Annotated in this window: 21 protein-coding genes; 10 read left to right on the forward strand and 11 right to left on the reverse strand. The window is 71.0% G+C overall.

Going from position 1 to position 24,183, the window contains the following annotated elements; genetic code table 11:
• From ACZ6QO_RS24960 to ACZ6QO_RS24970, 3 genes are all read right to left on the reverse strand, one after another.
• A partial coding sequence (locus ACZ6QO_RS24960; RefSeq protein ID WP_465854010.1) for a sialidase family protein occupies window positions 1-2,831 on the reverse strand: 2,831 nt, incomplete at its 3' end.
• Window positions 2,828-3,082, reverse strand: coding sequence for a hypothetical protein (locus ACZ6QO_RS24965; RefSeq protein ID WP_465854011.1), 255 nt, complete (start codon window positions 3,080-3,082; stop codon window positions 2,828-2,830). The genes ACZ6QO_RS24960 and ACZ6QO_RS24965, both read right to left, overlap by 4 nt.
• 383 nt (window positions 3,083-3,465) lie before the next feature.
• Window positions 3,466-4,083 carry a hypothetical protein gene (locus tag ACZ6QO_RS24970; protein ID WP_465854012.1) on the reverse strand — a complete coding sequence of 206 codons (618 nt, stop codon included), beginning with the start codon at window positions 4,081-4,083 and terminating at the stop codon, window positions 3,466-3,468.
• Window positions 4,084-4,352: 269 nt separating this feature from the next.
• Between ACZ6QO_RS24970 and ACZ6QO_RS24975 the strand changes: the two genes are divergently transcribed.
• Window positions 4,353-4,676, forward strand: coding sequence for a MazG-like family protein (locus tag ACZ6QO_RS24975; RefSeq protein ID WP_465854013.1), 324 nt, complete (start codon window positions 4,353-4,355; stop codon window positions 4,674-4,676).
• 120 nt (window positions 4,677-4,796) lie between these two features.
• Here the strand turns inward: ACZ6QO_RS24975 and ACZ6QO_RS24980 are convergent, their stop codons facing one another.
• Window positions 4,797-5,357 carry a TetR/AcrR family transcriptional regulator gene (locus tag ACZ6QO_RS24980; RefSeq protein WP_465854014.1) on the reverse strand — a complete coding sequence of 187 codons (561 nt, stop codon included), beginning with the start codon at window positions 5,355-5,357 and terminating at the stop codon, window positions 4,797-4,799.
• Between the two features lie 59 nt (window positions 5,358-5,416).
• Here ACZ6QO_RS24980 and ACZ6QO_RS24985 point away from each other — a divergent pair, with 59 nt between their 5' ends.
• Window positions 5,417-6,562, forward strand: a complete 1,146-nt coding sequence (locus ACZ6QO_RS24985) for an FAD-dependent monooxygenase (protein WP_465854015.1) — start codon at window positions 5,417-5,419, stop codon at window positions 6,560-6,562.
• Here ACZ6QO_RS24985 and ACZ6QO_RS24990 read toward each other — a convergent pair whose 3' ends face one another.
• From ACZ6QO_RS24990 to ACZ6QO_RS25010, 5 genes are all read right to left on the reverse strand, one after another.
• Window positions 6,563-6,721, reverse strand: a complete 159-nt coding sequence (locus tag ACZ6QO_RS24990) for a hypothetical protein (protein ID WP_465854016.1) — start codon at window positions 6,719-6,721, stop codon at window positions 6,563-6,565.
• A 96-nt stretch (window positions 6,722-6,817) separates the two neighbouring features.
• Window positions 6,818-7,015 (reverse strand): hypothetical protein, encoded by a 198-nt coding sequence (locus ACZ6QO_RS24995; protein WP_465854017.1) that lies wholly within the window; start codon window positions 7,013-7,015, stop codon window positions 6,818-6,820.
• Between the two features lie 292 nt (window positions 7,016-7,307).
• The gene (ilvA, locus tag ACZ6QO_RS25000; RefSeq protein ID WP_465854018.1) at window positions 7,308-8,522 is read right to left on the reverse strand and encodes a threonine ammonia-lyase; all 1,215 of its coding nucleotides are present in this window, start codon (window positions 8,520-8,522) and stop codon (window positions 7,308-7,310) included.
• Between the two features lie 186 nt (window positions 8,523-8,708).
• A complete protein-coding gene (locus tag ACZ6QO_RS25005; RefSeq protein WP_465854019.1) occupies window positions 8,709-9,728 on the reverse strand; it encodes an ROK family protein in 1,020 nt (339 codons plus the stop codon).
• 387 nt (window positions 9,729-10,115) lie between these two features.
• Entirely contained in the window at window positions 10,116-11,309 is a 1,194-nt protein-coding gene (locus tag ACZ6QO_RS25010; protein ID WP_465854020.1) for an FIST signal transduction protein, read from the reverse strand.
• Window positions 11,310-11,479: 170 nt separating this feature from the next.
• Between ACZ6QO_RS25010 and ACZ6QO_RS25015 the strand changes: the two genes are divergently transcribed.
• The 4 genes from ACZ6QO_RS25015 to ACZ6QO_RS25030 all read left to right on the forward strand — a co-directional run bounded on the left by ACZ6QO_RS25015 (window position 11,480) and on the right by ACZ6QO_RS25030 (window position 15,933).
• Window positions 11,480-12,949 (forward strand): sigma 54-interacting transcriptional regulator, encoded by a 1,470-nt coding sequence (locus ACZ6QO_RS25015; RefSeq protein WP_465854021.1) that lies wholly within the window; start codon window positions 11,480-11,482, stop codon window positions 12,947-12,949.
• Between the two features lie 142 nt (window positions 12,950-13,091).
• Window positions 13,092-15,050 carry a vWA domain-containing protein gene (locus ACZ6QO_RS25020; protein ID WP_465854022.1) on the forward strand — a complete coding sequence of 653 codons (1,959 nt, stop codon included), beginning with the start codon at window positions 13,092-13,094 and terminating at the stop codon, window positions 15,048-15,050.
• Between the two features lie 213 nt (window positions 15,051-15,263).
• A complete protein-coding gene (locus tag ACZ6QO_RS25025) occupies window positions 15,264-15,425 on the forward strand; it encodes a hypothetical protein (RefSeq protein WP_465854023.1) in 162 nt (53 codons plus the stop codon).
• 76 nt (window positions 15,426-15,501) lie between these two features.
• Window positions 15,502-15,933 (forward strand): hypothetical protein, encoded by a 432-nt coding sequence (locus ACZ6QO_RS25030; RefSeq protein ID WP_465854024.1) that lies wholly within the window; start codon window positions 15,502-15,504, stop codon window positions 15,931-15,933.
• A 33-nt stretch (window positions 15,934-15,966) separates the two neighbouring features.
• On the opposite strand, the gene ACZ6QO_RS25035 is transcribed toward ACZ6QO_RS25030, so the two are convergent.
• Entirely contained in the window at window positions 15,967-17,112 is a 1,146-nt protein-coding gene (locus ACZ6QO_RS25035) for a cystathionine gamma-synthase (protein ID WP_465854025.1), read from the reverse strand.
• Window positions 17,113-17,479: 367 nt separating this feature from the next.
• Between ACZ6QO_RS25035 and ACZ6QO_RS25040 the strand changes: the two genes are divergently transcribed.
• On the forward strand, window positions 17,480-18,664 hold the full coding sequence (locus ACZ6QO_RS25040) for a sensor histidine kinase (RefSeq protein ID WP_465854026.1): 1,185 nt from the start codon (window positions 17,480-17,482) through the stop codon (window positions 18,662-18,664).
• Between the two features lie 2 nt (window positions 18,665-18,666).
• Here ACZ6QO_RS25040 and ACZ6QO_RS25045 read toward each other — a convergent pair whose 3' ends face one another.
• The gene (locus tag ACZ6QO_RS25045) at window positions 18,667-20,046 is read right to left on the reverse strand and encodes a cystathionine beta-synthase (protein WP_465854027.1); all 1,380 of its coding nucleotides are present in this window, start codon (window positions 20,044-20,046) and stop codon (window positions 18,667-18,669) included.
• Window positions 20,047-20,333: 287 nt separating this feature from the next.
• Between ACZ6QO_RS25045 and ACZ6QO_RS25050 the strand changes: the two genes are divergently transcribed.
• From ACZ6QO_RS25050 to ACZ6QO_RS25060, 3 genes are all read left to right on the forward strand, one after another.
• Window positions 20,334-21,392: an SGNH/GDSL hydrolase family protein gene (locus ACZ6QO_RS25050; RefSeq protein WP_465854028.1), complete on the forward strand. Its 1,059-nt coding sequence runs from the start codon at window positions 20,334-20,336 to the stop codon at window positions 21,390-21,392.
• 51 nt (window positions 21,393-21,443) lie between these two features.
• Window positions 21,444-22,796: an outer membrane protein assembly factor BamB family protein gene (locus ACZ6QO_RS25055; RefSeq protein WP_465854029.1), complete on the forward strand. Its 1,353-nt coding sequence runs from the start codon at window positions 21,444-21,446 to the stop codon at window positions 22,794-22,796.
• Between the two features lie 146 nt (window positions 22,797-22,942).
• The gene (locus tag ACZ6QO_RS25060; protein WP_465854030.1) at window positions 22,943-24,163 is read left to right on the forward strand and encodes an acetyl-CoA C-acetyltransferase; all 1,221 of its coding nucleotides are present in this window, start codon (window positions 22,943-22,945) and stop codon (window positions 24,161-24,163) included.
• Window positions 24,164-24,183 lie beyond the last annotated feature (20 nt).

Genomic DNA, 24,183 nt, shown 5'->3' on the forward strand with positions numbered 1-24,183 from the left:
CCCAGACCCGCCCCCTGCTCAGGATGCCCCGCCTGCTGATGACGCGCCGCCAGCACATGCAACGACCACGCGAACTGCTGCTGACGCTCCACCACCGCCGGATTGGCATTGGCCTGGTCCCGGAAGATCTGTGTCGCGGTAGAAGCGGCGTTGATCGCGGTGTCGCCGGGGACGATGTACCCGGTCACATAGTTGATGTCGGCGGCGACGCTGAGTCTCCCGGAGGGGGTCATCTCGGGCAGGGCCTCTAGGTAGAGCGAGAGAGCCTGCTGACCGGGCTCGTTCCCGGCGCTCGCGGCCTGGGCGGGCGGAGCCGCCGTGTAGCGGCGGACGGCGAGCAGGTAGAGGGCGGAGGCCAGCGCGAGTCGGTGCGCGGGGTCGATGGCGGCCAGCCGGCGGTAGAGTGCCACGCCCGCCTCGGCCGCTTCCACCGCCGGCTCCGGTGGAAGGTATCCGGAGAAGGCGACCAGGTCGCCGGCGACCTCGGGCGTTTCCGCGTCGGGATCGGTACGGGCGAGTGCCCGATAGGTCTCAAGGGCGTGCAGGGCGTTCTGCCGTGCGCCCTCGGTATCGCCGTCGGCCCATAACCGCTGGGTGAGGGTGAGCATTCGGCGTAGTTCCGGGATCAGGCGCACCTCTTGGGCGTGAACCGGCGGAGGAGGCTCGGTCGGCAGATCGCTGGCCCAGATGGACCATCCGTACGTGGACAGGTAGACGCGGCCGCCGGTGGTGTTCGCACGGAACCGCAGGTCGGCGCAGCGGGGATAGCGGGGAAGCCCGTCCGAGGCGACATACCAGGTGTGCCCCCAGTCATAGCTGGAATGGACCGCGGTCTCCGTCGCCGCCACGAGGACGGCTCCGTGCGCCTGATCGCCGCACACTTCGAAGGCCCAGATGGTGTCGCCCGGCTCGAAGACGGGCCGCCACGCGAATCCTCCGGACTGGTAGTGCAGGATCGACCCCTTGGCGGTCCGGTTGACGGCGAAGGCCGAGAGGTCCTCGAGTTGAACGATGCGGTGAATGACACCGGCGTTACGCGGAAGGTCGAGCACCCCGAATTCGGAGCGGTTGCCCTTACGGTCGAAGCTGAACATTCGCCGGTTTCCGGTGCCGGCGTAGACGAGGTCGCCGTTGTAAGAGCCCGCCGCCCACAGATGCAGGCCATCGGGTGCGGACCCGAGGTATCTCCACGCGGGGGTGCCGCCGCCCCAGATGACCTCGGGGCCGCCGCCGGAGGAACCGCCGCCGCCGAGGCCCGGTTCGGCGACCAAGCCGTACAGGTTCCCGCCAACCGTCGCCACCGCGTGCATGGCAGGGTCGTGCGAGTGCAACCGGGGACGCGGCACGGCCTCCACGCACAGCGGCGCGCGCAGCGGGTCGCCCACCTTCTGCCCGGGGCCGGCGGTTATGATCTTCGGCTCGTACGTCGCGTCGAAACGTTGTTCGGTCTCGTTCCAGTGGTGCGCGACGATGGGTGACGGGCTGGGCTGCAGGGACAGGACGGTGAGCACCCACGGAATCGTGGTGAGAGCGGCGCAGAATCCGCCGTCCCCGCCGGTGAGCGGCCGGTACTCCTCTCCTCCCGGCTCGACCCTGGCGAACACGTTGCCGTTGTCCTGGGTGCCGGTCGCTATGAGACCCGGGATCTGCGTGCTGACCCCGGCTCCTCCCCATGACTCCCGGGCGCCGTCGCTGCTGTAGCACTGCAGTGTCGGGAGGAACTTGTTCCACGCGCTGCGATAGGAGCCGCCCATATCGTCGGTGGAGAACACGCCGCCATCGCAGCCGACGTAGACCCGGCCGCCGCCGTCGGGGGCGAAGACGATCGCGTGCTTGTCGGCGTGGACGTCCCCGTCAGGGCGGGTCCAGGTGACTCCGGCGTCACTGGAGTAGGCAGGCCCGCCCAGCCAGCCCACCGCCAGCCTGTCGGGGCGGACGCGGTCCACGCCGATCGCGGAGTGGTACTGCCCGGCGTCGCCCAAGAAGCCGTCGAGCCGGCCGAACTCGTCCGGCTCGTAACGGCACACGTCCCAGGTGTCGCCGCCGTCGTCGGAGCGCAGGACGGCCAGCAGCCGCCCCGTCCGTCCGCTGACCGCGGCATAGAGGCGGCTCGGCTGCCGCTCGCAGGCCGCCACGGACACTACCGACATGTCGCTCGCGCTGACCCCGTTGACCGTGGCCTGCGTGAACTGGAGGGCTCCGCCGCGCCAGTCGCCGACCCAGATGCCGCCGCCCGCGGCGCCCAGGACGACCGTGGTGTCCTGCAGCCCGGTCGGCCGGGCCCGCAGGTTCCGGTCCCGCGACCCCATCGCCATGGTGAACACGCCAGGGGCGCCGGTCGCCGCGTTCCAGACGTATCCGTCGGTCCACCCGCCGGGAGCGGGCGCGGCCGGTATGTCGGACCACAGCACGCCCGCGCCGCACGCCACCACCAGGCGGCGCGGCTGGTCGAGGACGTTCAGCGCGATGACGCCTTGAGGGTTGTTCGCATCGATCGAGGTGATCTGATGCCAGCTGAGCAACGGCAGAAAGCTCGACTGGTCGGTGACGTACAGTCCGCCGCCCCCGGCGAAAACGTGTCCCTCGCCGTCCGGACCGAACGCCATGGCCCTGACCTCGGGATGCTCCCACGCCGCGCTGAGCGCCAGCCCGGCCCGGCCGTCCTCGTCCGTGACCCATACGCCGCCGGTCTCGGTCCCCGCCAGGACCCGGCCGTCGGATCGGACGAGCAGGCTGCACACCCGCCCTGACCACCATCGGTCGGCGGCATCGTCCACCTGTATGCCGAGCGAGCTGGCACGGGACCAGTGGAATCCGCCGTCACGGTTCATGAACGCTCGGCCGATCGGTGACGCAGCAGCCGGGTCACCCAAATGGTCGCGAACGCGGTGAGCGCCACCAGCGGGATGTCGAAGAGCAGGAATGCCCAGCTGATCTGGAACTCCCCGCTGACGAAGGTGGCCATGCCGCCCAGGAGGAGCGCGAGCAGCCCGCCGACCCAGAGCCGCGCCGCCGGCCGGATCAGCTCGATCAGCAATCCGCTGAGGATTCCGCTCACGATGGGGAACAATTCGCTGTCCACGCGGCCGTCCTTCGCTGCTAGACACGACAGGCGAGCACCAATTGCCGACATAACCGCCATAAGGGACGGGCCGGCCGAACAAGTGATCCCCCACTTGACTTCTTCTCGGTCTGAACGCCGCAGGGAATAGCAGCGAGGCTCGTTCCTTGCCGGCGCCGTACTTCAGCAAAAAACACCATCAGAGAAATGTCCAGTGGGTTTTGTCATCCTCGGTCCGAGGGTGGCCCAGGGTCTGAGAGGCGACCGGCCGCAGCGTGATCGCGGGGTCGGCGACCGGCCTCGAACGTGGCGAAGCGTTGGACGCCCCTCTCATCGTGATCGATGTTCGAGGTACTTTCCACGTGAACGACCAAGCCGGGTGAATGCGGTGCGGAGGCCGCGGGTCAGGTCCAAAGAATTTTCAAGGCGTCCAGCACGATGCTGGCGACGAAACCCAGGATGACGCCGTACAGCATGTACCGGCGCTGGGTTCCCCTCCCCCTTTGGTCGACCTTCTCGGCGACAGCGTCGATCTTGCTCTGCAGGAGCCGGTCGAACGCGTCGGCCTCCTCCTTGCGAAGCTGCGCGACCTCCCTGCTGGCCTCGGCCTCCATCTTGTTGCTCTCGGCCTCGGCCGCCAGCCTCCTGGCCATGGCGGCACGGGCGTGCATAGCGGCTTCGAGCTCTTCCAGCTCCGCGAACGTGCCCTCCAGCCGCTCGGCCAGGTCGATGAAGCGCGATTCCAAGTTCTCGTCGTCGCCCACCGCCGGGATGCGCGCCCGCTTGGACGACGCGTGGATGAGCTCCTCGATACGGCCCAACTGGGTCTGGGCACGAACTCCGTCGCGCAAGATGACGAGGCCGAAGAACCCCAAGACGATCAGGATGACGCTTTCGGTGACCGTGCCGGCGGGCAGCAGGTCCAGGGTGATGACAGCGACGATCACCGCCATGACGAGGCCGATCAGGGCGTCAACGTTCGAGGCCAGCCAAGCGAGAGAACGCCGGAGGGCGTGTGGCATGAGCACCACGATGCCGCTTGCGGCACCGGTGACGGAAGGGGCGGACGCGACCCCCTTCCGTCTCACGCGCCGGGGCAAGGCACCAAGAATTGGTGCAAGTACGCGAGGTATGCCATCCACCCCGAGCCGGCTTGGCAGGCCCGTCCATCCGAATGGATCGATCCGCACGCCCACGTCGAGCAGAAGGCGCCGCCGCCATGGCAGGCGATTCGGACGGCCAGCGAAAGGCGTTGTCGCGCCCTTCACGGCAGGCGGTAGCCTCGCGGGCCATGGATGCCGATGCGTGGGGAAAGATCGACCGACTGGTCACCTGGCTGGACACGGCGAGCACCCTCGCCCCTGAGACCACACTGCTGTTGCGGCTGATGAAGGTGTCAGAGGAGACGGGCGAGGTCGCTGAGGCCGTCATCGGCGTCCTTGGCCAGAATCCCCGCAAGGGGATCACCCACACCTGGGAGCAGGTCGACGGCGAACTCTGCGACGTCATCCTGTCCGCCATGATCGCTCTGAGGTCGCGGAACGCCGACGCGGCGGACGTCTTCGGAAAGCATCTCGCCCACGTGGTGAGCAGGGCGCTCAACCCGCCTGCCTAGACGAATAAGTCCTAAATCTGCTATCGGCATCGGGAGTTCGTCAGCGAGCTGATGATGGCTGCTCATGACGGGGCCGGGGTCCAGAAGCTGCGCTAGGTGCGGCGGTCCTGCCGTACCGATTCAGCAGGCACAGCCGTGCACGATGACCTGAACCACGTCCTGGACGACGTCCCTCCTAACGCTCCCTGGCGGCGCGGTGACCAGGGCGAACAGCGCACCCCCGTAGAGCGCGATCAGCGCGGGGATCTTCTCGCGTGGGATGGCGAGGCCGAGTTTGTCGTGGTGCCCGGCGGTGATCTGCAACGACGTGTCCTGCAGGCCTGCGAGCGCCGAGGCGAGCAGCGGCCGACGCTCGGCCTCCAGTTGAAGTTCGAAGATTGCCAGATAGCGGTTGCGCAGTGTGGTCGCTGCTGTGAGCAGCGACTCTGTCAGCAGGTCGACCATCGTCGCGGGCTGCTCGGTGGCCCGGTCGGTATCGGCGTGATGCAGCTCGGCGATGCGCTCCGCGGCGGCCACCAGCAGCGCTTCCCGGCTGCGGAAGTAGTTCGAGGCCGTTCCCGGCGGGAGGTCTGCTTCCTTCTCCACTGCGCGGTGGGTCAGTCCATGCACGCCCGACGACGCCAGTAGCTCGATGGCGGTATCGGTCAGGGCTCGGCGACGGGCCGGATTGGTGGGCGGCATGCGACCATGCTACCAATAGCCGTACTAGTACGACCGTAGTGAATCGGCGAGGAGGTCCCATGAGGGTCGTGGTGGTCGGTGCGGGCCTCGGTGGAGTGGCGGCCGCGGTGGGGCTGCATCGCCTGGGTCATGAGGTGACACTCTTCGAACGGGGCGCCGAGCTTCGGGAGGCGGGCACGGGGATCGTGGTCATGCCCAATGGGCTTCGCGCGCTGGACGCGCTGGGGCTGGCTGAAGACGTTCGCGGGCACGTCATGCCTGCCGCCCGCGCAGGATTGCGGGACTGGCGCGGACGGCCGCTGCTGGTGACCGATGCGGTCCAGGCGCAGCGGGAGGTCGGGACACCCGCCATCATCGACCGCGCTGAACTGCACCGGGCGCTACGCGCCCCGCTGCCCGCCGACCTGGTGCGAACCGCGACCCCGGTCGAGCGCCTGGAGCCCGGCCCCACCGGAGTGACCGTGATCAGCGGCGGAAACCCCGTCACGAGAGCGGATGCCGTGATCGCGGCCGACGGCATGGGCAGCAAGCTGCGCGGACAGCTCATTCCCGGCCACCCCGGGCTGCGGCGGACCGGCCGGATGGACCTGCGCGGCATGCTGCCACGCCCTCGCGGGCTGGTAACAGACCTGCTCGCCAGCCAGTTGGTCGACCGCCGCAGCGGGGCGATGTTCGGCCTGTTCCCCGTCGGCGAGGACCGCCTGTACTGGTTCACCGACTCCGTCCTGCGCGGCATGCCGCCCGGCGCGGACCAGGCACGCCGGCAGATGCTGTCCCTGATGGCCGACTGGCACCCCCTCGTCACCGCACTGATCGAGGCCACCCCACCCGCCGATATCCACGTCGACCCGATCACCCGCCTGGCCGAACCTCTGCCCTCGTTCGCGGTCGGCAGGATCGCGTTCCTCGGCGACGCCGCGCACGCCATGCCGCCCGACCTCGGCCAGGGCGCCAGCCAGGCCTTCGAAGACGCGGCCGCACTAACCCGCCACCTGACCGGCGCAGAGCCGGCAGACGTCGCCCAGCGGCTCCTGCGCTACGACGCCGAGCGCAGGCCCAGCGCCAACCTCATGATGCGGGCGGCGTCCCGGCAATCGCGGCTGACTTCCCAGACCGGCGTCGCCGCGTGGCTTCGCGACGTATTGCTGCGCGCCATACCGTCCCGGCTAGCCACCCGGCAGCTTGCCGCCCTCTGGCACGCCTAGTCAGTGGTCGTAGGCGACCAGCGATCGGGTGATGGGCGTCAGATCGACCAGGGTCAGGCCCGACTCGAAAGGCCGCAGGAAGGCCGCCTCCGCTTTGCTTCCCTGCCGCTTCTCGACGAGCTGGCACACCTCGGTCACCACAGTGGTGGGAACGAGCAAAAGACCCAGGATGAGTGCGCAGGAGACGAGTACAGGTTTCGTGGTGGTCGTCTCGGCTGTTCAACGCGGCGACGAGCGGGCCAGAATCGATCACGATCACAAAGAGTGATGGTCCTCCGCGGAGAGGATCTCCTCCGAGCGTTCCGCGAAATCGGGCTCCGCCTCCAGCAAGCCGACGAACGGCAGGTCACGAACGATCGGCCGCGCTTCGAGCTGATCACGAATCAGACGGAGGAGAGGAGCCACCTTGTCCTCTGGCAACCGGTCCACAAGATCGTGGAACTCCTCACGCATGACGCTCAAGTGTAGGCAGAGAGGCTCCCTTTCCGCAGTCCGCAGCCTGTGTCAGGGGTGGGGCAGAGCCTTCACCTCACCCCCATCGATCTACGTCACCTGAAGAAGCCGCCCGATCACCCGGATCCCTCGCCGCCAGAGCTACCGACGGCCGGACCGGCCCCATGGGGTCTACGCCGCCTCGGCGCCGCAAGCGGAGCGCCGGTCAACCCGCTCGCCATCTTTTAGTGAGTGCCGTGACCGAAACTGCTGGTGGGTGCCGTGACCGGAACACGGCGAAGCCGTTCCCGTATCAGCCGAAGATGAGTTTGTAGCCGTAGCGGCGCAGGCCGGCGAGGACCTCGTCGCAGTGGACGGGGCCCTTGGTCTCCAGATGGAGCAGGACCTCGGCCTCGTCCAGGTGCAGGCGGGGGTCGACCCGCTCGTGGCCGACGTCGATCACATTCGCCCCGAGATCGGCCAGCCGGGCGAGCAGCGTCGCCAGGGCACCGGGGCGGTCGGGGAGCCGCAGCCGGAAGGCGAGGTAGCGACCGGCGGCCGACAGGCCGTGGCGCAGCACCCTGGACAGCAACAGCGGGTCGATGTTGCCGCCGGACAGCACCGCGACCACCGGCGGCTCGAACGCGTGCGGCCAGTCGAGCAGCGCCGCGACCCCGGCCACGCCGGCCGGCTCGACGACGAGCTTGGTGCGTTCGAGGCAGAGCAGCAGCGCCCGCGACAGCGTCTCCTCCGAGACGGTGACGACGCTGTCGACCAGGTAGTGGATCATCTCGAAGGTGATGTCACCCGGCCGGCCGACGGCGATGCCGTCGGCCATGGTGGACGCCGGGTCGACCACGACCGGGTGTCCGGCCGCGAGCGAGGCCGGGTAGGCGGCGGCCCGTTCGGCCTGCACTCCGACGACCCGCACCCCCGGGCGCATGGACTTGACCGCGAGCGCCACGCCGGCGGCGAGCCCACCGCCGCCGACCGCGACCGTGATCGTGCCGACGTCGGGAAGCTGATCGAGGATCTCCAGGCCGACCGTGCCCTGCCCCGCCACGACGTCGGGATGGTCGAAGGGGTGGATGAACACCGCCCCGGTCTCCTCGGCGTGCTGCCTGGCCGCCGCCAGCGCCTGGTCGACCGTCGTCCCCGCGAAGATCACATCGGCCCCGTAGGCGCGGGTGGCCTCCACCTTGGGCAGCGGGGCGCCCTCGGGCATGAACACCGTGGACTTGCAGCCCAGCAGCCCGGACGCGAGCGCCACCCCCTGGGCGTGGTTGCCCGCGCTCGCCGCCACCACGCCCCGCGAACGCTCTTCGTCGCTGAGGCGGGCGATGCGGACGTAGGCGCCCCTCACCTTGAACGAGCCGGCCCGCTGGAGGTTCTCGCACTTGAGGTAGACCGGGCCGCCGATCATCTCCGACAGGACGCGCGAGTGCAGCAGCGGGGTGCGGATCACGACGTCCTTGAGCAGATCACGGGCGGCGACCACGTCGTCGTAGGTCACCTCAGAGCGCGCCATGCCCGCAGTCTCCCACCGAACCCTCCTTGATCCCCCACCGGCCCGCCAGGCGCGCGGACGACGCCTGGATGGTGGGCGGAGGCCTGCCGCCCGGCGCGTGCAGCTCCCGCATCGCCGTCCGGAAGATCCGCCGTCGCCTCCAGAGCTGGGCGGACCGGGCTCGCGTGGACGAAGGGTGGCGAAGCGTTACATGTCGGATGGGCCGGTCCAGTAGCGGGACGGGTGGAGGATCAGGGCGGCGGCGCCGATGAGGCCGGCGTCCTGGCCGAGGTGGGCGGGGACGACGCGGACGCGGCGGGCGAAGTCGAGGCGGGCGTGCGCGCGCAGGGCCTCCTCCAGGGGATCGAACAGCGGCGCGCCCGCCTGGGACAGGCCGCCGCCGATGGTCACGACGTCAAGGTCGCACAGGTGGGTGGCCGAGGCGATGCCGACGCCGAGGGCACGGCCGGCGCGGGCGAGGGCGCCGAGCGCGATGGGGTCTCCCGCGGCGGCGTCCGCCGAGAGCTGCCGTCCGCTGGCCTGCGCGGCCTCCACGTACGGGCCTTCGGGACGGGCGCCGGTGGCGCCGGGCCGCCACCCCTGTTCGAGGGCCCAGGCGGCCAGGCCGGGGCCGCGGCTGATGGCCTCCAGGCATCCTCGGCCGCCGCACTGGCACGCGGGGCCGTCCGGGTCGACCACGACGTGCCCGATGTGCCCGGCGTTGCCGGTGCCGCCGTCGATCAACCGGCCGCCGAGGATGAGGCCGCCACCGACGCCGGTAGACACGACCATGCCGAGCATGTTGTCGCTCCCCTGGCCTGCGCCCTTCCAGTGCTCGGCGGCCGCGACGCAGATCGCGTCGTTGTGGACGCGCACGGGCACGCCCGGGAACCGCTCGGCCAGCCGTGCGCGCAGCGGGAACCCTCGCCAGCCGGGCATGTTCAGCGGGGACACGGCCCCCTCGGGCCAGGTCATCGGACCGCCGCAGCCGACGCCCACACCGGCCGGGTTCGTCCCCGGCCGCCGCGCGAGGACGGAGTCGATCAGCGCGGTCAGGGCCTTCCACAGCGTCTGGGCGTCGCCCCCGGGCGGGGTGGCCACGCGGTCGGCGACGACGATCTCACCCTGGACGCCGACCAGCCCGGCGGCGAACTTGGTGCCGCCGATGTCGATCGCCAGCACGGAATCGAGGCCGGGCACGGCGTCCCGCGTCAGCTCATATGCCACCGACCACGCTCCAAGATCTTCCCAAGCGACCACCGCGACCCCGGAGACACGAACCCGCGCCTCCCGCCCCTCCAAGGATCACACGCCCCCGACCACAGAGGACGGCCATCCCTCGAAGCACCCGAGACAAAGTCAACACCGCCCGGCGCGCGGCGAAACCAGGAAACGCGGCCAGTGCCGTCTACGGGTGTTCGCCGGGTCAGCCGCCGTGCGGCGGCGCCGGCATCGCCGTACCACGACCCGCCGACCCGGCGCCGACAAGATCCGGCACACACCGGCGGAGCACGGTGGCCGCCCGCACACACCGGCGGAGCACGGTGGCCGCCGCCGCGCGTGGCGAGGTAGGGGCCGGAGATGACTTATCGGTGGATCTCAGGCGCTGGACGCCTAGTTTTCGGTGGTCGGGGGGGTGGTGGAGGAGAAGACGAGGATGGCGGCGGAGAAGCCGTGGACGTGGTTGTGGCCGCCTACCGGGCCGAGTTCGCCGGCGGCGAAGAAGCCGGCCATGCCGATGGGGCCGAGGGTGTCGTGCAGGGCGAGCACGTCGTGGTCGGAGCTGCCGAACATGGCCGAACCCCTGCCGTTGCAGGAGAACAGCAGCGCGCCGTCGATGCGCCCGCGCTGTTCCACGTGGGCGTCGAGCAGTTCGTACAGGTCCTCGTCGGCCGCGGCGGCGTCGCGGACCTGGAAGCGCACGCTCTGGCCGATGTCGAGGACGTCGCCGACGGCCACGGCCTCGCGTTCGGGGTCGATGCCGAGGATGCCGCGGATCAGGAAGTCGCCGCGCTCGTGGCTTTCGGCGTACTCGTCCATCGCGACGCCGATCTGCAGCCCGGAGGCGACGAGCTCGCGGTCCTCCTCGTCCAGGCCGCTGACGATGTCCTCAAGGCGCGCGAGCGCGGGCTGCCCGGCGAGCTCCAGCAGCAGGTTGTCCTCGGAGCGGGTGACGACCATGGTGGGGCCGATCGGGCGGCAGCCCTGGCTGACGACCGTGCTGACGTTGATGGGGCCGCTCAGCATGACGCCGATCGCGCCTTCGGTGTACATCTCGCCGCCGGCGAACAGGCGGACCGAGCCCTGGCCGCCCATGCCGTTGGCCAGCCCGCCCACGATGGGCAGGTCGCCGAGGACGTCGGAGGAGTGTTCGACGAAGGCGTCGGTGGGGAAGCTGTACGGATCGGCCAGCAGGATGGCGACCCGGTCGTCGGGGTCGCGGTCGGGGAGGCCGATGATCACGAAGCGGTCCTCCATGCGGAGGGTCTCCAGCGCGAAGGTGTTCACGCGCCCGCCGTCGAAGCTGGCCGCCCACGCGCTGACCGCCGAGGTCAGCTCGACGCCCTGGCCGTCGCCGATCACGCCGGTGGCGCTGCAGCCGATGACCTCGGCCCCGGGGGCCATGCGCATGACGCGCAGCCCGGCCTGGGCGATCTCCTCGGGGTCGTCGCCGCAGATGAAGAAGCACACGAGGTCCGGCGGGCCCGACAGGCCGGAGAGCGCTTGGCGCACCGCGGACTCCGCGGCGACGACCAGGTCGGAACCGACGGCGAGACCATCCGCGAACCGGCTCGTCAGCACTGCCACACGCCTCGCCTCCTCAACTGTCGCGAGTCGTAGTGTGTCGTACGTTCGCCCCTCTTAGCCGGATTCTCCCCACTACGGGACTAACAACGCGCACGGAGCGTCCCGCAATAGTCAAGATCCGAAATGTGGAAAGCTGCCGACACCCTCGCCCGCGACGTAGTCTCGTCTTCGTGCATGAATCGCCCACACAGCGAAGTGAAACGCCTCAAGCTCGCACTCTCCGCGAGCTGCGCGAAAGTGGACACACCTATCGCACGGTCAAGGCGGAGATCCGCGAAAACCTGCTGGCCAGGTTACGCGCACGGACGCCGAGATTCCCGGGCATCGTCGGATTCGACGAAACCGTGCTGCCCCACCTCGAACGGGCTCTGCTCGCCGGCCACGACCTGGTTCTCCTGGGCGAGCGCGGTCAGGGCAAGACCCGGCTGATCCGCACCGTCACCGGCCTGCTCGACGAGTGGACCCCGGTCATCGACGGCTGCGAGATCAACGACCATCCGTACGCCCCCGCGTGCGTGCGCTGCCTGAAGCTCTCCGCCCAGTTGGGCGAGGATCTCCCGGTCGCCTGGAAGCACCGCGACGACCGGTACGGCGAGAAGCTCGCGACGCCCGACACCTCGGTCGGCGACCTGATCGGCGACGTCGACCCCATCAAGATCGCAGAAGGCCGCACCCTCGGCGACCCCGAGACCGTGCACTACGGCCTGGTCCCCCGCACCAACCGGGGCGTGTTCTCGGTCAACGAGCTGCCCGACCTGGCCGAACGCATCCAGGTGTCGCTGCTCAACGTGCTGGAGGAGCGCGACATCCAGGTCCGCGGGTACAACCTGCGGCTGCCCCTGGACATCCTGCTGATCGCCAGCGCCAACCCCGAGGACTACACCAACCGCGGCCGCATCATCACGCCGCTGAAAGACCGCTTCGGGGCCGAGATCCGCACGCACTACCCCCTCACGCTGGAGGACGAGCTCGCGCTCATCCGCCAGGAGTCCGCGCTCAACTGGCGCGGGCACGAGCCGGAGGGCCAGGGCGACGCGGCGGAGGCCGGCCTGAGCGCCGAGCTTCCCGAGCACCTGATCGAGACGATCGCCCGGTTCACCCGCCTGGTGCGCGAGTCCACCGCGGTGGACTCGCGGTCGGGCGTGTCCGCGCGATTCGCCATCGCCGCCGCCGAGACGGCCGCGGCCTCGGCGGTGCGGCGCGCCGCGCTCACCGGAGAGGAGCGCCCGGTGGCCCGGGTGGCCGACCTGCCGGGCGTCGTGCCCACGCTGCGCGGCAAGGTGGAGTTCGAGGTCAGCGAGGAGGGACGCGAGGTCGAGGTGCTGGCGCACCTGCTGCGGCGGGCCGTCGCCGAGACCTTCCGCGGCACCCTGGGCGGCATGGACCTGTCCGCGCTGCTGGACAAGTTCTCCGAGGGCGCCCAGATCGAGTCGGGCGAGCTGACGCCGGCCACCGAGCTGCTCCAGCAGATCGGCCCGGTCAACGGACTGTCCAAGATCATGGCGGGCGTCGGGATGGGCGAGGGGGACGAGTCCCCCGGGCACGCCGCCGCCGCGCTGGAGTTCGCCCTCGAAGGGCTCTACCTCATGCGCCGCCTGTCCAAGGACGAGGTCGACGGAGGCGCGGTCTACCGCACGTGAGCGTCCCGGGCCCGGACGGCCCCCGCTCCGGCCGGGCCGACCTCGGGGAGGCCGTACGTCCCCGCACGCCCTCAGGGCCGCCCTCGCGGCCCTAAGGGACGTTCTTCGCACACCGGACACACGACGATTAGGCTCACATGCGATGAGTGGCTACCGATACGGCGAGTACCACGACGGGCCCGACCCGCTGGCGCCCCCGTACGATGTCCGCGCCGCGCTCGACGAGATGGGCGACGCGATCCTGTCCGGCTCCACCCCGCTGGACTCCCTGCGCGACCTGCTGAGGCGGGGCCTGCCCGGAGCCCCCGACCGGCGCGGCCTCGACGAGCTGCTGCGCGAGGTGCGCCGCCGCAGGCGCGAGCTGCGCGAGCGCGGCGACCTGAACGGCACCCTCGAACGGGCGCGCGCCCTGCTGGACAAGGCGATCGGGCAGGAGCGCGCCGAGCTGTTCCCCGACCCCTCCGACGACGCGCGGCTGCGCGAGGCCGAGCTGGACTCGGTGCCGGGCGACACCGCGAGCGCCGTGCAGCAGCTGAGCTCCTACGAGTGGCGGTCGGCCGCCGCGCGCCAGACGTTCGAGGAGCTGCGCGACCTGCTGCGCAGGGAGGTCCTGGACAGCCGGTTCCGCGGCATGCGCGAGGCGCTGGCCAATCCGGACCCGGAGGCGATGGAACGGGTCCGGCAGATGATGTCGGATTTGAACGACATGCTGGATCGGGACTCCAGGGGTCAGCACACTCAGCAGGATTTCCAGCAATTCATGGATAAATATGGGGACCTTTTTCCGGAGAATCCCCGCAATCTGGAAGAGCTGGTCGACATCCTCGCCCGCCGCGCCGCCGCGGCCCAGCGCATGCTCGCCTCCATGTCCCCCGAGCAGCGCGCCGAGCTGCAGGCCCTGATCGACCAGACCCTCCAGCAGGCCGGGCTGGCCGAGCAGATGGCCCGCCTCGGCGAGGCCCTGTACGCCCGGCGTCCCGACCTCAACTGGGACGGCTCCGAGCGCATGGAGGGCGACCAGCCCCTCGGCATGGGCGACGCGGTCACCGCCCTGGAGGAGCTGGCCGACCTGGACCGGCTGGAGCAGTCGCTCGCCCAGGACTACCCGGGCGCCCGGCTCGACGACGTCGACGAGGCCGCGATCCGCCGCGCCCTCGGCCGTTCGGCGGTCGACGACCTGGAGGCGCTCAGGCGCATCGAGCGCGAACTGGAGGAGCAGGGCTACCTGCGCCGGCAGCGCGGCAAGCTGGAGCTGACCCCGAAGGCCGTGCGCCGGCTCGGCGAGACCGCGCTGCGCCGGGTGTTCGACTCGCTGGACTCCGGGCGCCGCGGCGACCACGACCAGCGCGACGCGGGGGCCGCGGGCGAGCTCACCGGCTCCACCCGCCCGTGGCGCTTCGGCGACGAGCAGCCGATCGACGTGGTGCGCACGCTGGTCAACGGCGTGCGGCGCGGCGGGCGCGGGGCCGGCGACGGCCGCGTGTCGCTGGCGGTGGACGACTTCGAGGTGGCCGAGACCGAACGGCGCACCGCCGCCGCGGTGTGCCTGCTGGTCGACCTGTCCTACTCGATGGCCCTGCGCGGCACCTGGGCGCCCGCCAAGCAGACGGCGCTCGCCCTGCAGTCGCTGGTCGCCTCGAAGTTCCCCGGGGACGCCGTGCAGATCGTCGGCTTCTCCAACTACGCCCGCGTGCTCCAGCCCGAGGAGCTCGCCGGGCTCGAATGGGACATGGTGCAGGGGACCAACCTGCACCACGCGCTGCTGATCGCGGGCCGCCACCTCGACCGGCATCCGGACTTCGAGCCGGTGGTGCTGGTCGTCACCGACGGCGAGCCGACGGCCCACCTGCTGCGCAACGGCCGCTCGTGGTTCGAGTGGCCGCCCTCGCGCGAGACGCTGGAGCTGACCCTGGCCGAGGTCGACAAGATGACCCGGCGCCGGGCGACGATCAATGTCTTCATGCTGGCCACCGACGAGCGGCTCAAGGAGTTCGTGGACGAGGTGGCGCGGCGCAACGGCGGCCGGGTGTTCTCCCCCAGCGCCGACCGCCTGGGCGAGTACGTGGTCAGCGACTTCCTCCGGGCCCGCCGCACCCGCTGAACGTCATACCCCTGTGAGCTGGCCTATCATCCGGTTTACGGGGGTATGCCCATTTCATCGGACCGGCTCCGGGAAATGATCCATCGCGTTTCGATGCGCATCGTTAATCGGTTGATGATTGATATGCAATCCCGGAGGATATTGATTGATGGTGTTCCACCGCGAACCATAAAGCGACGGGCCGGTGCCGGCCCCGCACGGAAGGAGAGTGCAATGTTCGCCGCAGTCGCTCTCCTGGCGCTCATGATCGTCACAGTGGCGTTGTTCGAGCTCACCGTGAACAACCGCTGCCCGGGGGTCAGGCCGCAGGCGGCCGAGCCCGCCGTCGTCCCCGAAGCGGCCACCGAGGACGCCCCGAACGTCCCGAACCCATGAGCCGCGTCCCATGATTGCGTACGGCCGTCCACAAGACCGTTCCCACGCTGATCACTGAGACGATAGCCTCAGCGGCATGTCGTTCCTCGACAAACTCCTGCTGTGGCTGCACATCGGCTTCGCGATCTTCGCGATCGGCCCGGTGACGGTCGCCACCAGCTTCACGCCCCGATACATCCGGGCCAGAGACGTCGGAGTGCTGCGTCACCTGCACCGCACGACGCGCGTCTTCGGCATCATCACCCTGGCCGTCTTCCTGTTCGGCATCGCGCTGGGCCGCAGCGCCCTCGGGCTGCCCTACCTGTCGATCTCGATGACGCTGTTCATCGTGGGGGCGGTGCTGCTGGTCGTCATCGAACGCGACCAGCGCGCCGCCGTCCGGGCGCTCTCCAGCGAGACGCCCGAGGACGACGCCAAGGTGCAGACCGGCCGCATCGCCACCCTGTCGTCGATCATGGCCCTCATCTGGCTGGTGATCCTCGTGCTGATGGTGTGGTTCAACCCCTGACGCCGCCGGCGCCAGGGGTCGCGTCCCAGATCGTCAGGAGCCCAGGGCGTGCGTCAGGTCCGCCAGCAGGTCCCCGGCGGTCTCGATGCCGACCGACAGGCGCACCAGGTCCGACGGCACCTCCAGCGGCGAACCCGCCGCCGAGGCGTGCGTCATGCGGCCGGGGTGCTCGATCAGCGACTCCACGCCGCCGAGCGACTCGCCCAGCGTGAACAGCTGGGCCCGGTTGCAGATCTCGACGGCCTCCTCCTCGCCGCCGGCGACGCGGAAGGACACCATGCCGCCGAAGCGCCGCATCTGCTTGGCCGCCACCTCGTGCCCGGGGTGGCTCGCCAGGCCGGGGTAGAGCACCTCGATCACCCGGGGGTGCGACAGCAGCAGGTCGACGACCCGCTCGGCGTTGTCGCAGTGACGCTCCATGCGCAGCGCGAGGGTCTTGATGCCGCGCAGCGTCAGCCAGGCGTCGAACGGGCCGGCGATGGCGCCCATGGCGTTCTGGTGGTAGGCCAGCTCGTCGCCGAGGTCGCGGTCGCGGGCGATGAGCGCGCCGCCGACCACGTCGGAGTGCCCGCCGACGTACTTGGTCGTCGAGTGGATCACCACGTCGGCGCCGAGCGCGAGCGGCTGCTGCAGGTAGGGCGAGGCGAAGGTGTTGTCCACCACGAGCCTGGCGTCCGCCTGGTGCGCGATCGAGGCCAGCGCCTCGATGTCGGCGATGTTCAGCAGCGGGTTGGTCGGGGTCTCCACCCAGATGGCCTTGGTGCTCTCGGGACGGACCGCCGCCCGGACAGCGTCCAGGTCGCCCAGCGGCACCGGGTCGAAGTGCAGGCCCCAGCGTTCGAGCACCTTGGCGAACAGCCGGTAGGTGCCGCCGTAGGCGTCGTCGGGGATGATCACGTGGTCGCCCGGCCGGCAGATCGTGCGCAGCAGCGCGTCCTCGGCGGCCAGGCCGGAGGCGAACGCCATGCCGCGCGTCCCGCCCTCGATGGCCGCCAGGCACTCCTCCAGCGCGGTCCTGGTCGGGTTGGCCGAGCGGCTGTACTCGTAACCCGACCGCAGCCCCCCCACACCGTCCTGCTTGTAGGTCGACACGGCGTATATGGGGGGCACGACCGCACCGGTGTGCGGGTCGGCCTCCTGGCCTGCGTGAACGGCCAGTGTCTCAAAGCCTTCAATCATGACTTCACGGTATCGCCCTTCCGGAGGGCGCATCGGCGGCAGGGACCGCGGCCGCGGGACGGGGCCGGACGCGGCCCTCGCGCGGGCGGGCGGCGTCGGCACGCACCCCTAGCGCCGGCCGCCGGGCCGCCTGCGGCCCCGGACGGCGGCCCCTGCTTCGCCGCACCACGCGACGGCCGCCCGGAACGGGCCGCACGAGCGCGCGGGCATGACCACAAGGTCGCGTTCCCGTGAACCCCCGCCTTCGCACCCGGCCGCCCCGGCCCGAGGTGATAGGGTCCCCAGCTTCCCGAAGGGGGCTCCCCAGGCAGGTCTCGGCCGAAAGGCCGATACGGCCGCGCGGGGGCGGCGGCTAACCTCGGTGACCGTGAGGGACACCCCGCCGCTGGTCCACTGGGTCCAGCGGCTCAGCGAGATAGCGCTGGTCGGGTTGCTCGTCCTGCTCGTGCTGGCCGACGCGGCGATCGCCATGGTGTTCCGCGAGACGCAGTTCGCGGTCCCGCCGTGCGGGCTCATCGGCATCGGCGCCTACCTGCTGCGGCACCGCTACCGCGTACAGGGCATCGCGCTGTTCATGGCGATGTCCGCCGCGGTCTCCATCGCGATGCTCGCGCTCCGCTTCCACGGCCCCCCGGGTTTCGCCGAGGCCGGCGCGCTGCTGCTGCTCACCGTGGGCGTCGTGCGCTGGGTGCGGCCGCTGCGCCTGGCCGTCCTGCTGGCGGTGCTGGCGGCCGCCACGTTGCAGCTGGCGAGCCTGCGGCCGAGGACCAACGCCTCCCTCGCCTTCGGGTTCATGATGTTCGTCGCGTGGGCCGTCGCGATGGGCGTCGGCAGCTACCTGCGCTACCAGCTCGAACGCCGCCAGGAGACCGTGAACGCCGTGCGCAGGGCCGAGCGCCTCGAACTCGCCCGCGAACTGCACGACCTGGTCGCCCACCACATCACCGGCATCGTCGTCCAGGCGCAGGCCGCGAGGACGGTGGCCGCCCAGCGGCCCGATGCCGTCGAACCGGCGCTGGCCGCCATCTCGGGCGCGGGGGCCGAGGCGCTGGCCTCCATGCGCCGCCTGGTCGGCGTCCTGCGGGCCGAGGGCGACGCCTCGCGCCAGGCGGGTCCCACTCTGGCCGACCTGCGCCTGCTCGTCGAACGCTTCTCGGCGTCCGGGCCGCCGGTGGTCTTCGACGTGGGGCAGGGCGTCGCGGAACCGTCGATCGCGCCCGAGGTGGTCACCACCTTGCACCGGGTGCTGCAGGAGGCGCTGACGAACGTGCGGCGGCACGCGCCGCACGCCGCCTGGGTGATGGCGGACCTGCGGCAGGCCGAGCGCGGGGTGCTGCTGCGGGTGCGCAACCAGCGCACGTCCGCCGACCCGCGCCTGTCCAAGATGGGCGGCGGATACGGCCTGGTGGGCATGGCCGAGCGGGTCAAGGCCCTCGGCGGCGACCTGCGGGCGGGCCCGGCCGGGGACGGCGCCTGGGAGGTCAGAGCGTGGTTCCCGCTCGACCGCCTGGACCGTCCCGACCGCCCCGGCCGTGAGATCGCCGCCTCCTAGGGTCAGGAGCTGAGCGTGCTGGCGAGGAAGGCGAGCAGGTCCTGCCGGGTGATCAGGCCGATGGGCTTGCCGTCGTCCAGGACCACCGCGGCGTCGGCCTTCTCCAGCGCCTCGATGGCCACCGCGACCGGCTCCCCCGCGCCCACCATGGGCAGCGGCGCGGACATGTGGTCGTCGATGGGGTCGTCGCCGCGCACCTTGCCCCGGTAGAGGGCCTCCAGCAGATCGCGCTCGACGATCGAGCCGACCACCTCGGCCGCCATGACGGGCGGCTCCTCCTTCATGACGGGCAGCTGCGAGACGCTGTACTCGTGCATGATCGCGATGGCCGTGCTGACCGACTCGTGCGGGTGGGTGTGCACGAACTCCGGCAGGCCGGGAGACTTGCGGCCGAGCACGTCGCCCACCAGCCCCTCGTCGCTGGAGGAGGTCAGGAAGCCGTAGTCGGCCATCCAGTCGTCGTTGAAGATCTTGGACAGGTAGCCGCGCCCGCCGTCCGGCAGCAGGACGACCACGACGGCGTCCGGCCCGGCCTCGGCCGCCACCCGCAGCGCCGCCACGACCGCCATGCCGCAGGAGCCGCCGACCAGCAGGGCCTCCTCGCGCGCCAGGCGTCGTGTCATCCAGAAGGAGTCCTTGTCGGAGACCGCGACGATGCGGTCGGCGATCTTGGTGTCGTAGGTGGCGGGCCAGAAGTCCTCGCCGACGCCCTCGACCAGGTAGGGCCGCCCCGAGCCGCCAGAGTAGACCGACCCCTCGGGGTCGGCGCCGATGATCTGCACCCGGCCGCCGGAGACCTCCTTGAGGTAGCGGCCGGTGCCGCTGATCGTGCCGCCCGTGCCGACGCCGGCCACGAAGTGGGTGATGCGCCCCTCGGTCTGCTCCCAGATCTCAGGGCCGGTCGAGTGGTAGTGGCTCTCGGGGTTCTCCGGGTTGGAGTACTGGTCGGGCTTCCAGGCGTTCGGCACCTCGCGCACCAGCCGGTCGGAGACCGAGTAGTAGGAGTCGGGATGGTCGGGCGAGACCGCCGTCGGGCAGACCACGACCTCGGCGCCGTACGCGCGAAGGACGGAGATCTTGTCCTGGGCGACCTTGTCGGGCACGACGAACAGGCAGCGGTAGCCTCTGTCCTGCGCCACGATGGCCAGGCCTATGCCGGTGTTGCCCGAGGTGGGCTCCACGATGGTGCCGCCGGGCCGCAGCGCGCCCGAGCGCTCGGCGGCCTCCACCATGCGCAGCGCGATGCGGTCTTTGACCGAACCGCCGGGGTTGAAGTACTCGACCTTGGCGAGCACCTGAGCCGATATGCCGGCCGTGACCTTACGTAGCCGTACGAGCGGAGTGTCGCCCATGAGCTCGATGAGCGAATCGTGTACGCGCACCGGGAATAACACCTCATTTGCCGAAGCTTTGTCAGCTTGTCGATGCCGGGTTCCGGTGCGAGATCCGGGGTCCGGCCAGGTTCCAATTCCTCACCGTACCGTCACGACCAGGGCCACAGGGGACGGGCCGCCACGAGTCCGGGGACCCCTAACGATCAAAGGGGCCGCCGCCGTGCGCGGCCGTGTCGGCCGCGCCGGGATCACCGTCGCCCGGCCGTCGTTGTGAGCACCGCATCCGTGACGGGAATCATCACGAAAGTAAGAGGATCCAGGAAGGGACACCTGAAGTGATCTGGACGCCCGCGAGCGCACGGGCGGCTCGCCGGATCGCCACCGCGGCCGCGCTGGGCGGTGGTGGCGTGACGGCGCTGGGAGCCGCCATGTACGCACTCCTCATCGCCGAGGCGATGGTCGCCCGCCGAATCGTCGGCACCCCCCACGGCATGGACGGCCCTGTCTCCGACGGCCTGTACGGCGAGTGGCCGGCCCATCCGGGCGGCGAGCCGGTCAACCCCCTCAACGCCGTCCCCCCTATCACCCCTATCACCCCCATCACCGCCGTCACCCCCATCAACATGGTCATGCTGGGCGACTCCACGTCCGTCGGGCTCGGCGTGTCCGACCCGGCCGACACCCCCGCCGTGATCATCGCCAACGGCCTGGCCGCCGCGGCCGGGCGCCCAGTGCGGCTCGGCGTCTTCGGCCGGTCGGGCGCGGTCTCCGCCGACCTCTCCCACCAGGTGGACCGCGCGCTCAAGACGCGTCCCGAGATCGCCGTCATCTTCGTCGGCGCCAACGACGTCACCACCAAGACCAAGCCGGCCGACGCGGTCGGCCACCTGCGCAGGGCCGTGGCGCGGCTGCGCGAGGCGGGCGTGGAGGTCGTCGTCGGCACCTGCCCCGACCTGGGGACGATCCGCCCCATCGCCCAGCCGCTGCGCTGGGTGACGCAGCGGTGGAGCAGGCAGCTCGCGGCGGCGCAGACGGTCGCGGTGATCGAGGAGGGCGGCCGTACGGTGGCCTTCGCCGACATCCTCGGCCCGGAATTCGCGACATATCCCGGCGAGATGTTCGGACCCGACCGATACCACCCATCTGCCCGAGGTTACCAACGGTCCGCTTACGTAGTGCTACCTTCTGTATGCGCCGCGTTGGGATTCGGGCCCGAGCCCGAGCCCGAGCGCGGCGAGGGATCGCAATCGATTTACCTCGCGGCGGCCAAGGCCGCGGAGGAGTCCGGCACCGAGGTCACCGCGACCCGCGTCGCCGGCCGCGCGACCGGCCCCCACGGAAGATGGGCCATGATTCTTCGCCGGCGGCCAGGGGCGATGCCTCGCAGCGCCTAGATCCGGTCACCCTCCGCGACACGGTCGTCACTCTCCCCGCATTGGAGTGTAATGTCCGTGATCCGGCCTCTCGCGAAACCGGCCCTGGCGCTCGCCGGGATCCTGGCCCTTGCCGGCTGCTCCAGCAGCAAGGCGGCCAGCGACGAGACGCACCCGACCTGGCGCAACGACGAGGTCAACGCCGTCAGCCGCGCCACCGTGGCCGCCGGGGTGGCCGCGGTGACCTCGCTGAGGCCGGACGGCACGCTGGAGACCACCGCCCTCGACCTGTCCGGCGGCAGGCGCCTGTGGGCCCACCCCGCCACGATCGCCGGGCGCCTGCCGGGCATGGGCGTGCAGCCACCGGCCGCCGTCGAGACCGGCCCCGGCCAGGGCGTCATAGCCGCCGTCGAGCCGGTCCGGCAGGGCAGGTGGACGGCGTCCCTGGTCGCCGTGGACGCGCGCACCGGGCAGCGGAAGTGGTCGCGCCCCGTCCACTCCACCTTCGGCCCCCAGCGGTGCGGGCCGTACGTCTGCGTGTCCGAGAACACCGCCCTGGCGTCGGCGCGCATGGTCGTGCTCGACCCGCGCACCGGGCAGACCCTGTGGAAGCTCCCCGGCATCGCCGAGGTCGAGTGGTCCGACGCGGCCCGGGTCGTCATGCTCCGCATGGCCAAGCACCCCGTGCTGTCCGCCCATGATGTCAAGACCGGCAAGCCGGTCTGGACGCTGCCGGTCGAGCAGGCGCTCAGCCCCGGCGTCGACCTGTCCGGCGGCTGGTCATTCGGCGCCTCGGGCGGCGATCTCGTCGGCTACGTCGCCCCCTATACCAACCCCGAGAAGAAGCGCACCTCCTCCTTCGGCGTCTTCTCCGTGCGGCTGTCCGACGGGCAGGTCAACTGGCTGCGCCCGTCGGTCGTCCGCGTCTACCCCAGCGGCAGCCCCGGCCAGGCCCCCGTCGTGCGCCCCATCGACGAGCAGGGGCAGTACGGCGGCTTCGCCCGGCTCGACCCGGGCACCGGCCGGGTGGCGGGCCAGATCACCGCCGAGCAGGTGCCCGGCACCGGCTGGTGGCTCGCCTTCCCCGGCGACATGGCGAGGCTCGGCTTCCTCAAGCCCGGCGGGGCCGGCTCGGCGTTCGACCTGGCGTCCGGGCGTCCCGCGCCGATCCAGGGGCAGCACGGCTGGTCGTTCTGCGTCACCGACCCCAAACCGCTGCCGCTGCGCGGTGCGTCCGGGGGCTTCTACTCCGTGGCGGCCCTGTGCGAGTTCGACCTGGCCACGGGCAAGCGCCTGCCGGGCGCGGCGACCCCGCCCGCGTGGTTCACCGGCAGCCAGGACGGCTGGCGCCTGTGGCGCGACGAGAAGGGCGCCGTGCACGCCGTACGGGACGCCATCGGCACGGCTCCGGGCATGTACGGCTGACACCTGGGCCGGGGCACAGGCCGGCGGAGCCGCGAGCGTGTTGGCCGTACATAGTTCTGTTTCTTGGCGCCCTGGTGCGTGGCAACGGGCCTACCAGACGGTAACCTCCGCTGGAGGGAGCCCTGCCACGAACCCAGGAGAGCCACATGCCCGAGGCAGTCATCGTCGCGACCGCACGTTCGCCGATCGGCCGCGCCTTCAAGGGGTCGCTCAAGGACATCCGTCCCGACGACCTCGCCGTCCAGATGGTCAAGGCGGCGCTGGACAAGGTCCCCCAGCTCGATCCCAACGACATCGACGACCTGATGCTGGGCTGCGGCCTGCCGGGCGGCGAGCAGGGCTTCAACATGGCCCGGGTGGTGACGGTGCTGCTCGGTCTGGACGGCGTGCCCGGCACCACCGTCACCCGTTACTGCTCCTCGTCGCTGCAGACGACGCGCATGGCCTTCCACGCGATCAAGGCCGGCGAGGGGGACGTGTTCGTCTCGGCCGGCGTCGAGTGCGTCTCCCGCTTCGTCAAGGGCAGCTCCGACTCGCTGCCCGACACGACGAACCCGCTGTTCCTGGACGCCAAGACGCGCACCGACGCCCGCGCCGAGGGCGGCGCCCCCGCCTGGCACGACCCGCGCCAGGACGCCCGGATGCCCGACGTCTACATCGCCATGGGCCAGACCGCCGAGAACGTCGCGGGCCTGCGGGGCGTCAGCCGCCAGGAGCAGGACGAGTTCGGCGTCCGGTCGCAGAACCTCGCCGAGAAGGCCCTCGCCAACGGGTTCTGGGAGCAGGACATCACCCCCGTCACGCTCCCCGACGGCACGGTCGTCAGCAAGGACGACGGACCGAGGCCCGGCACCACCTACGAGGCGGTCTCCCAGCTCAAGCCGGTGTTCCGGCCCGACGGCACGGTCACGGCCGGCAACTGCTGCCCGCTGAACGACGGCGCCGCCGCGGTCGTCGTGATGAGCGACGTGAAGGCCGCCGAGCTGGGCATCACACCGCTGGCCCGCATCGTGTCGACCGGCGTCACCGGCCTGTCCCCCGAGATCATGGGCCTCGGGCCGGTGGAGGCGTCCCGGCAGGCGCTGCGCCGGGCCGGAATGTCGATCTCGGACGTCGACCTCGTGGAGATCAACGAGGCGTTCGCCGCCCAGGTGATCCCGTCCTACCAGGAGCTCGGCATCGACATCGACCGGCTGAACGTCAACGGCGGCGCCATCGCCGTCGGGCACCCGTTCGGCATGACGGGCGCCCGCATCACCTCCACGCTGCTCAACGGCCTGCGCTTCCACGACAAGTCGATCGGCCTGGAGACGATGTGCGTCGGCGGCGGCCAGGGCATGGCCATGCTCCTGGAGCGCCTCGCCTGACCCGGCGACCGGCCCGGCTG

The sequence above is a fragment of the Sphaerisporangium sp. NPDC049457 genome (genome assembly GCF_055586705.1).

Bases quoted from the DNA above. Each gene is read 5' to 3' on its own strand.
- ACZ6QO_RS24970 (WP_465854012.1), bottom strand. From the start codon at position 4,083: ATGCCACACGCCCTCCGGCGTTCTCTCGCTTGGCTGGCCTCGAACGTT.
- ACZ6QO_RS24975 (WP_465854013.1), top strand. From the start codon at position 4,353: ATGGATGCCGATGCGTGGGGAAAGATCGACCGACTGGTCACCTGGCTG.
- ACZ6QO_RS24980 (WP_465854014.1), bottom strand. From the start codon at position 5,357: ATGCCGCCCACCAATCCGGCCCGTCGCCGAGCCCTGACCGATACCGCC.
- ACZ6QO_RS24985 (WP_465854015.1), top strand. From the start codon at position 5,417: ATGAGGGTCGTGGTGGTCGGTGCGGGCCTCGGTGGAGTGGCGGCCGCG.
- ACZ6QO_RS24995 (WP_465854017.1), bottom strand. From the start codon at position 7,015: ATGCGTGAGGAGTTCCACGATCTTGTGGACCGGTTGCCAGAGGACAAG.
- ilvA (WP_465854018.1), bottom strand. From the start codon at position 8,522: ATGGCGCGCTCTGAGGTGACCTACGACGACGTGGTCGCCGCCCGTGAT.
- ACZ6QO_RS25020 (WP_465854022.1), top strand. From the start codon at position 13,092: ATGAGTGGCTACCGATACGGCGAGTACCACGACGGGCCCGACCCGCTG.
- ACZ6QO_RS25025 (WP_465854023.1), top strand. From the start codon at position 15,264: ATGTTCGCCGCAGTCGCTCTCCTGGCGCTCATGATCGTCACAGTGGCG.
- ACZ6QO_RS25030 (WP_465854024.1), top strand. From the start codon at position 15,502: ATGTCGTTCCTCGACAAACTCCTGCTGTGGCTGCACATCGGCTTCGCG.
- ACZ6QO_RS25035 (WP_465854025.1), bottom strand. From the start codon at position 17,112: ATGATTGAAGGCTTTGAGACACTGGCCGTTCACGCAGGCCAGGAGGCC.
- ACZ6QO_RS25055 (WP_465854029.1), top strand. From the start codon at position 21,444: ATGTCCGTGATCCGGCCTCTCGCGAAACCGGCCCTGGCGCTCGCCGGG.
- ACZ6QO_RS25060 (WP_465854030.1), top strand. From the start codon at position 22,943: ATGCCCGAGGCAGTCATCGTCGCGACCGCACGTTCGCCGATCGGCCGC.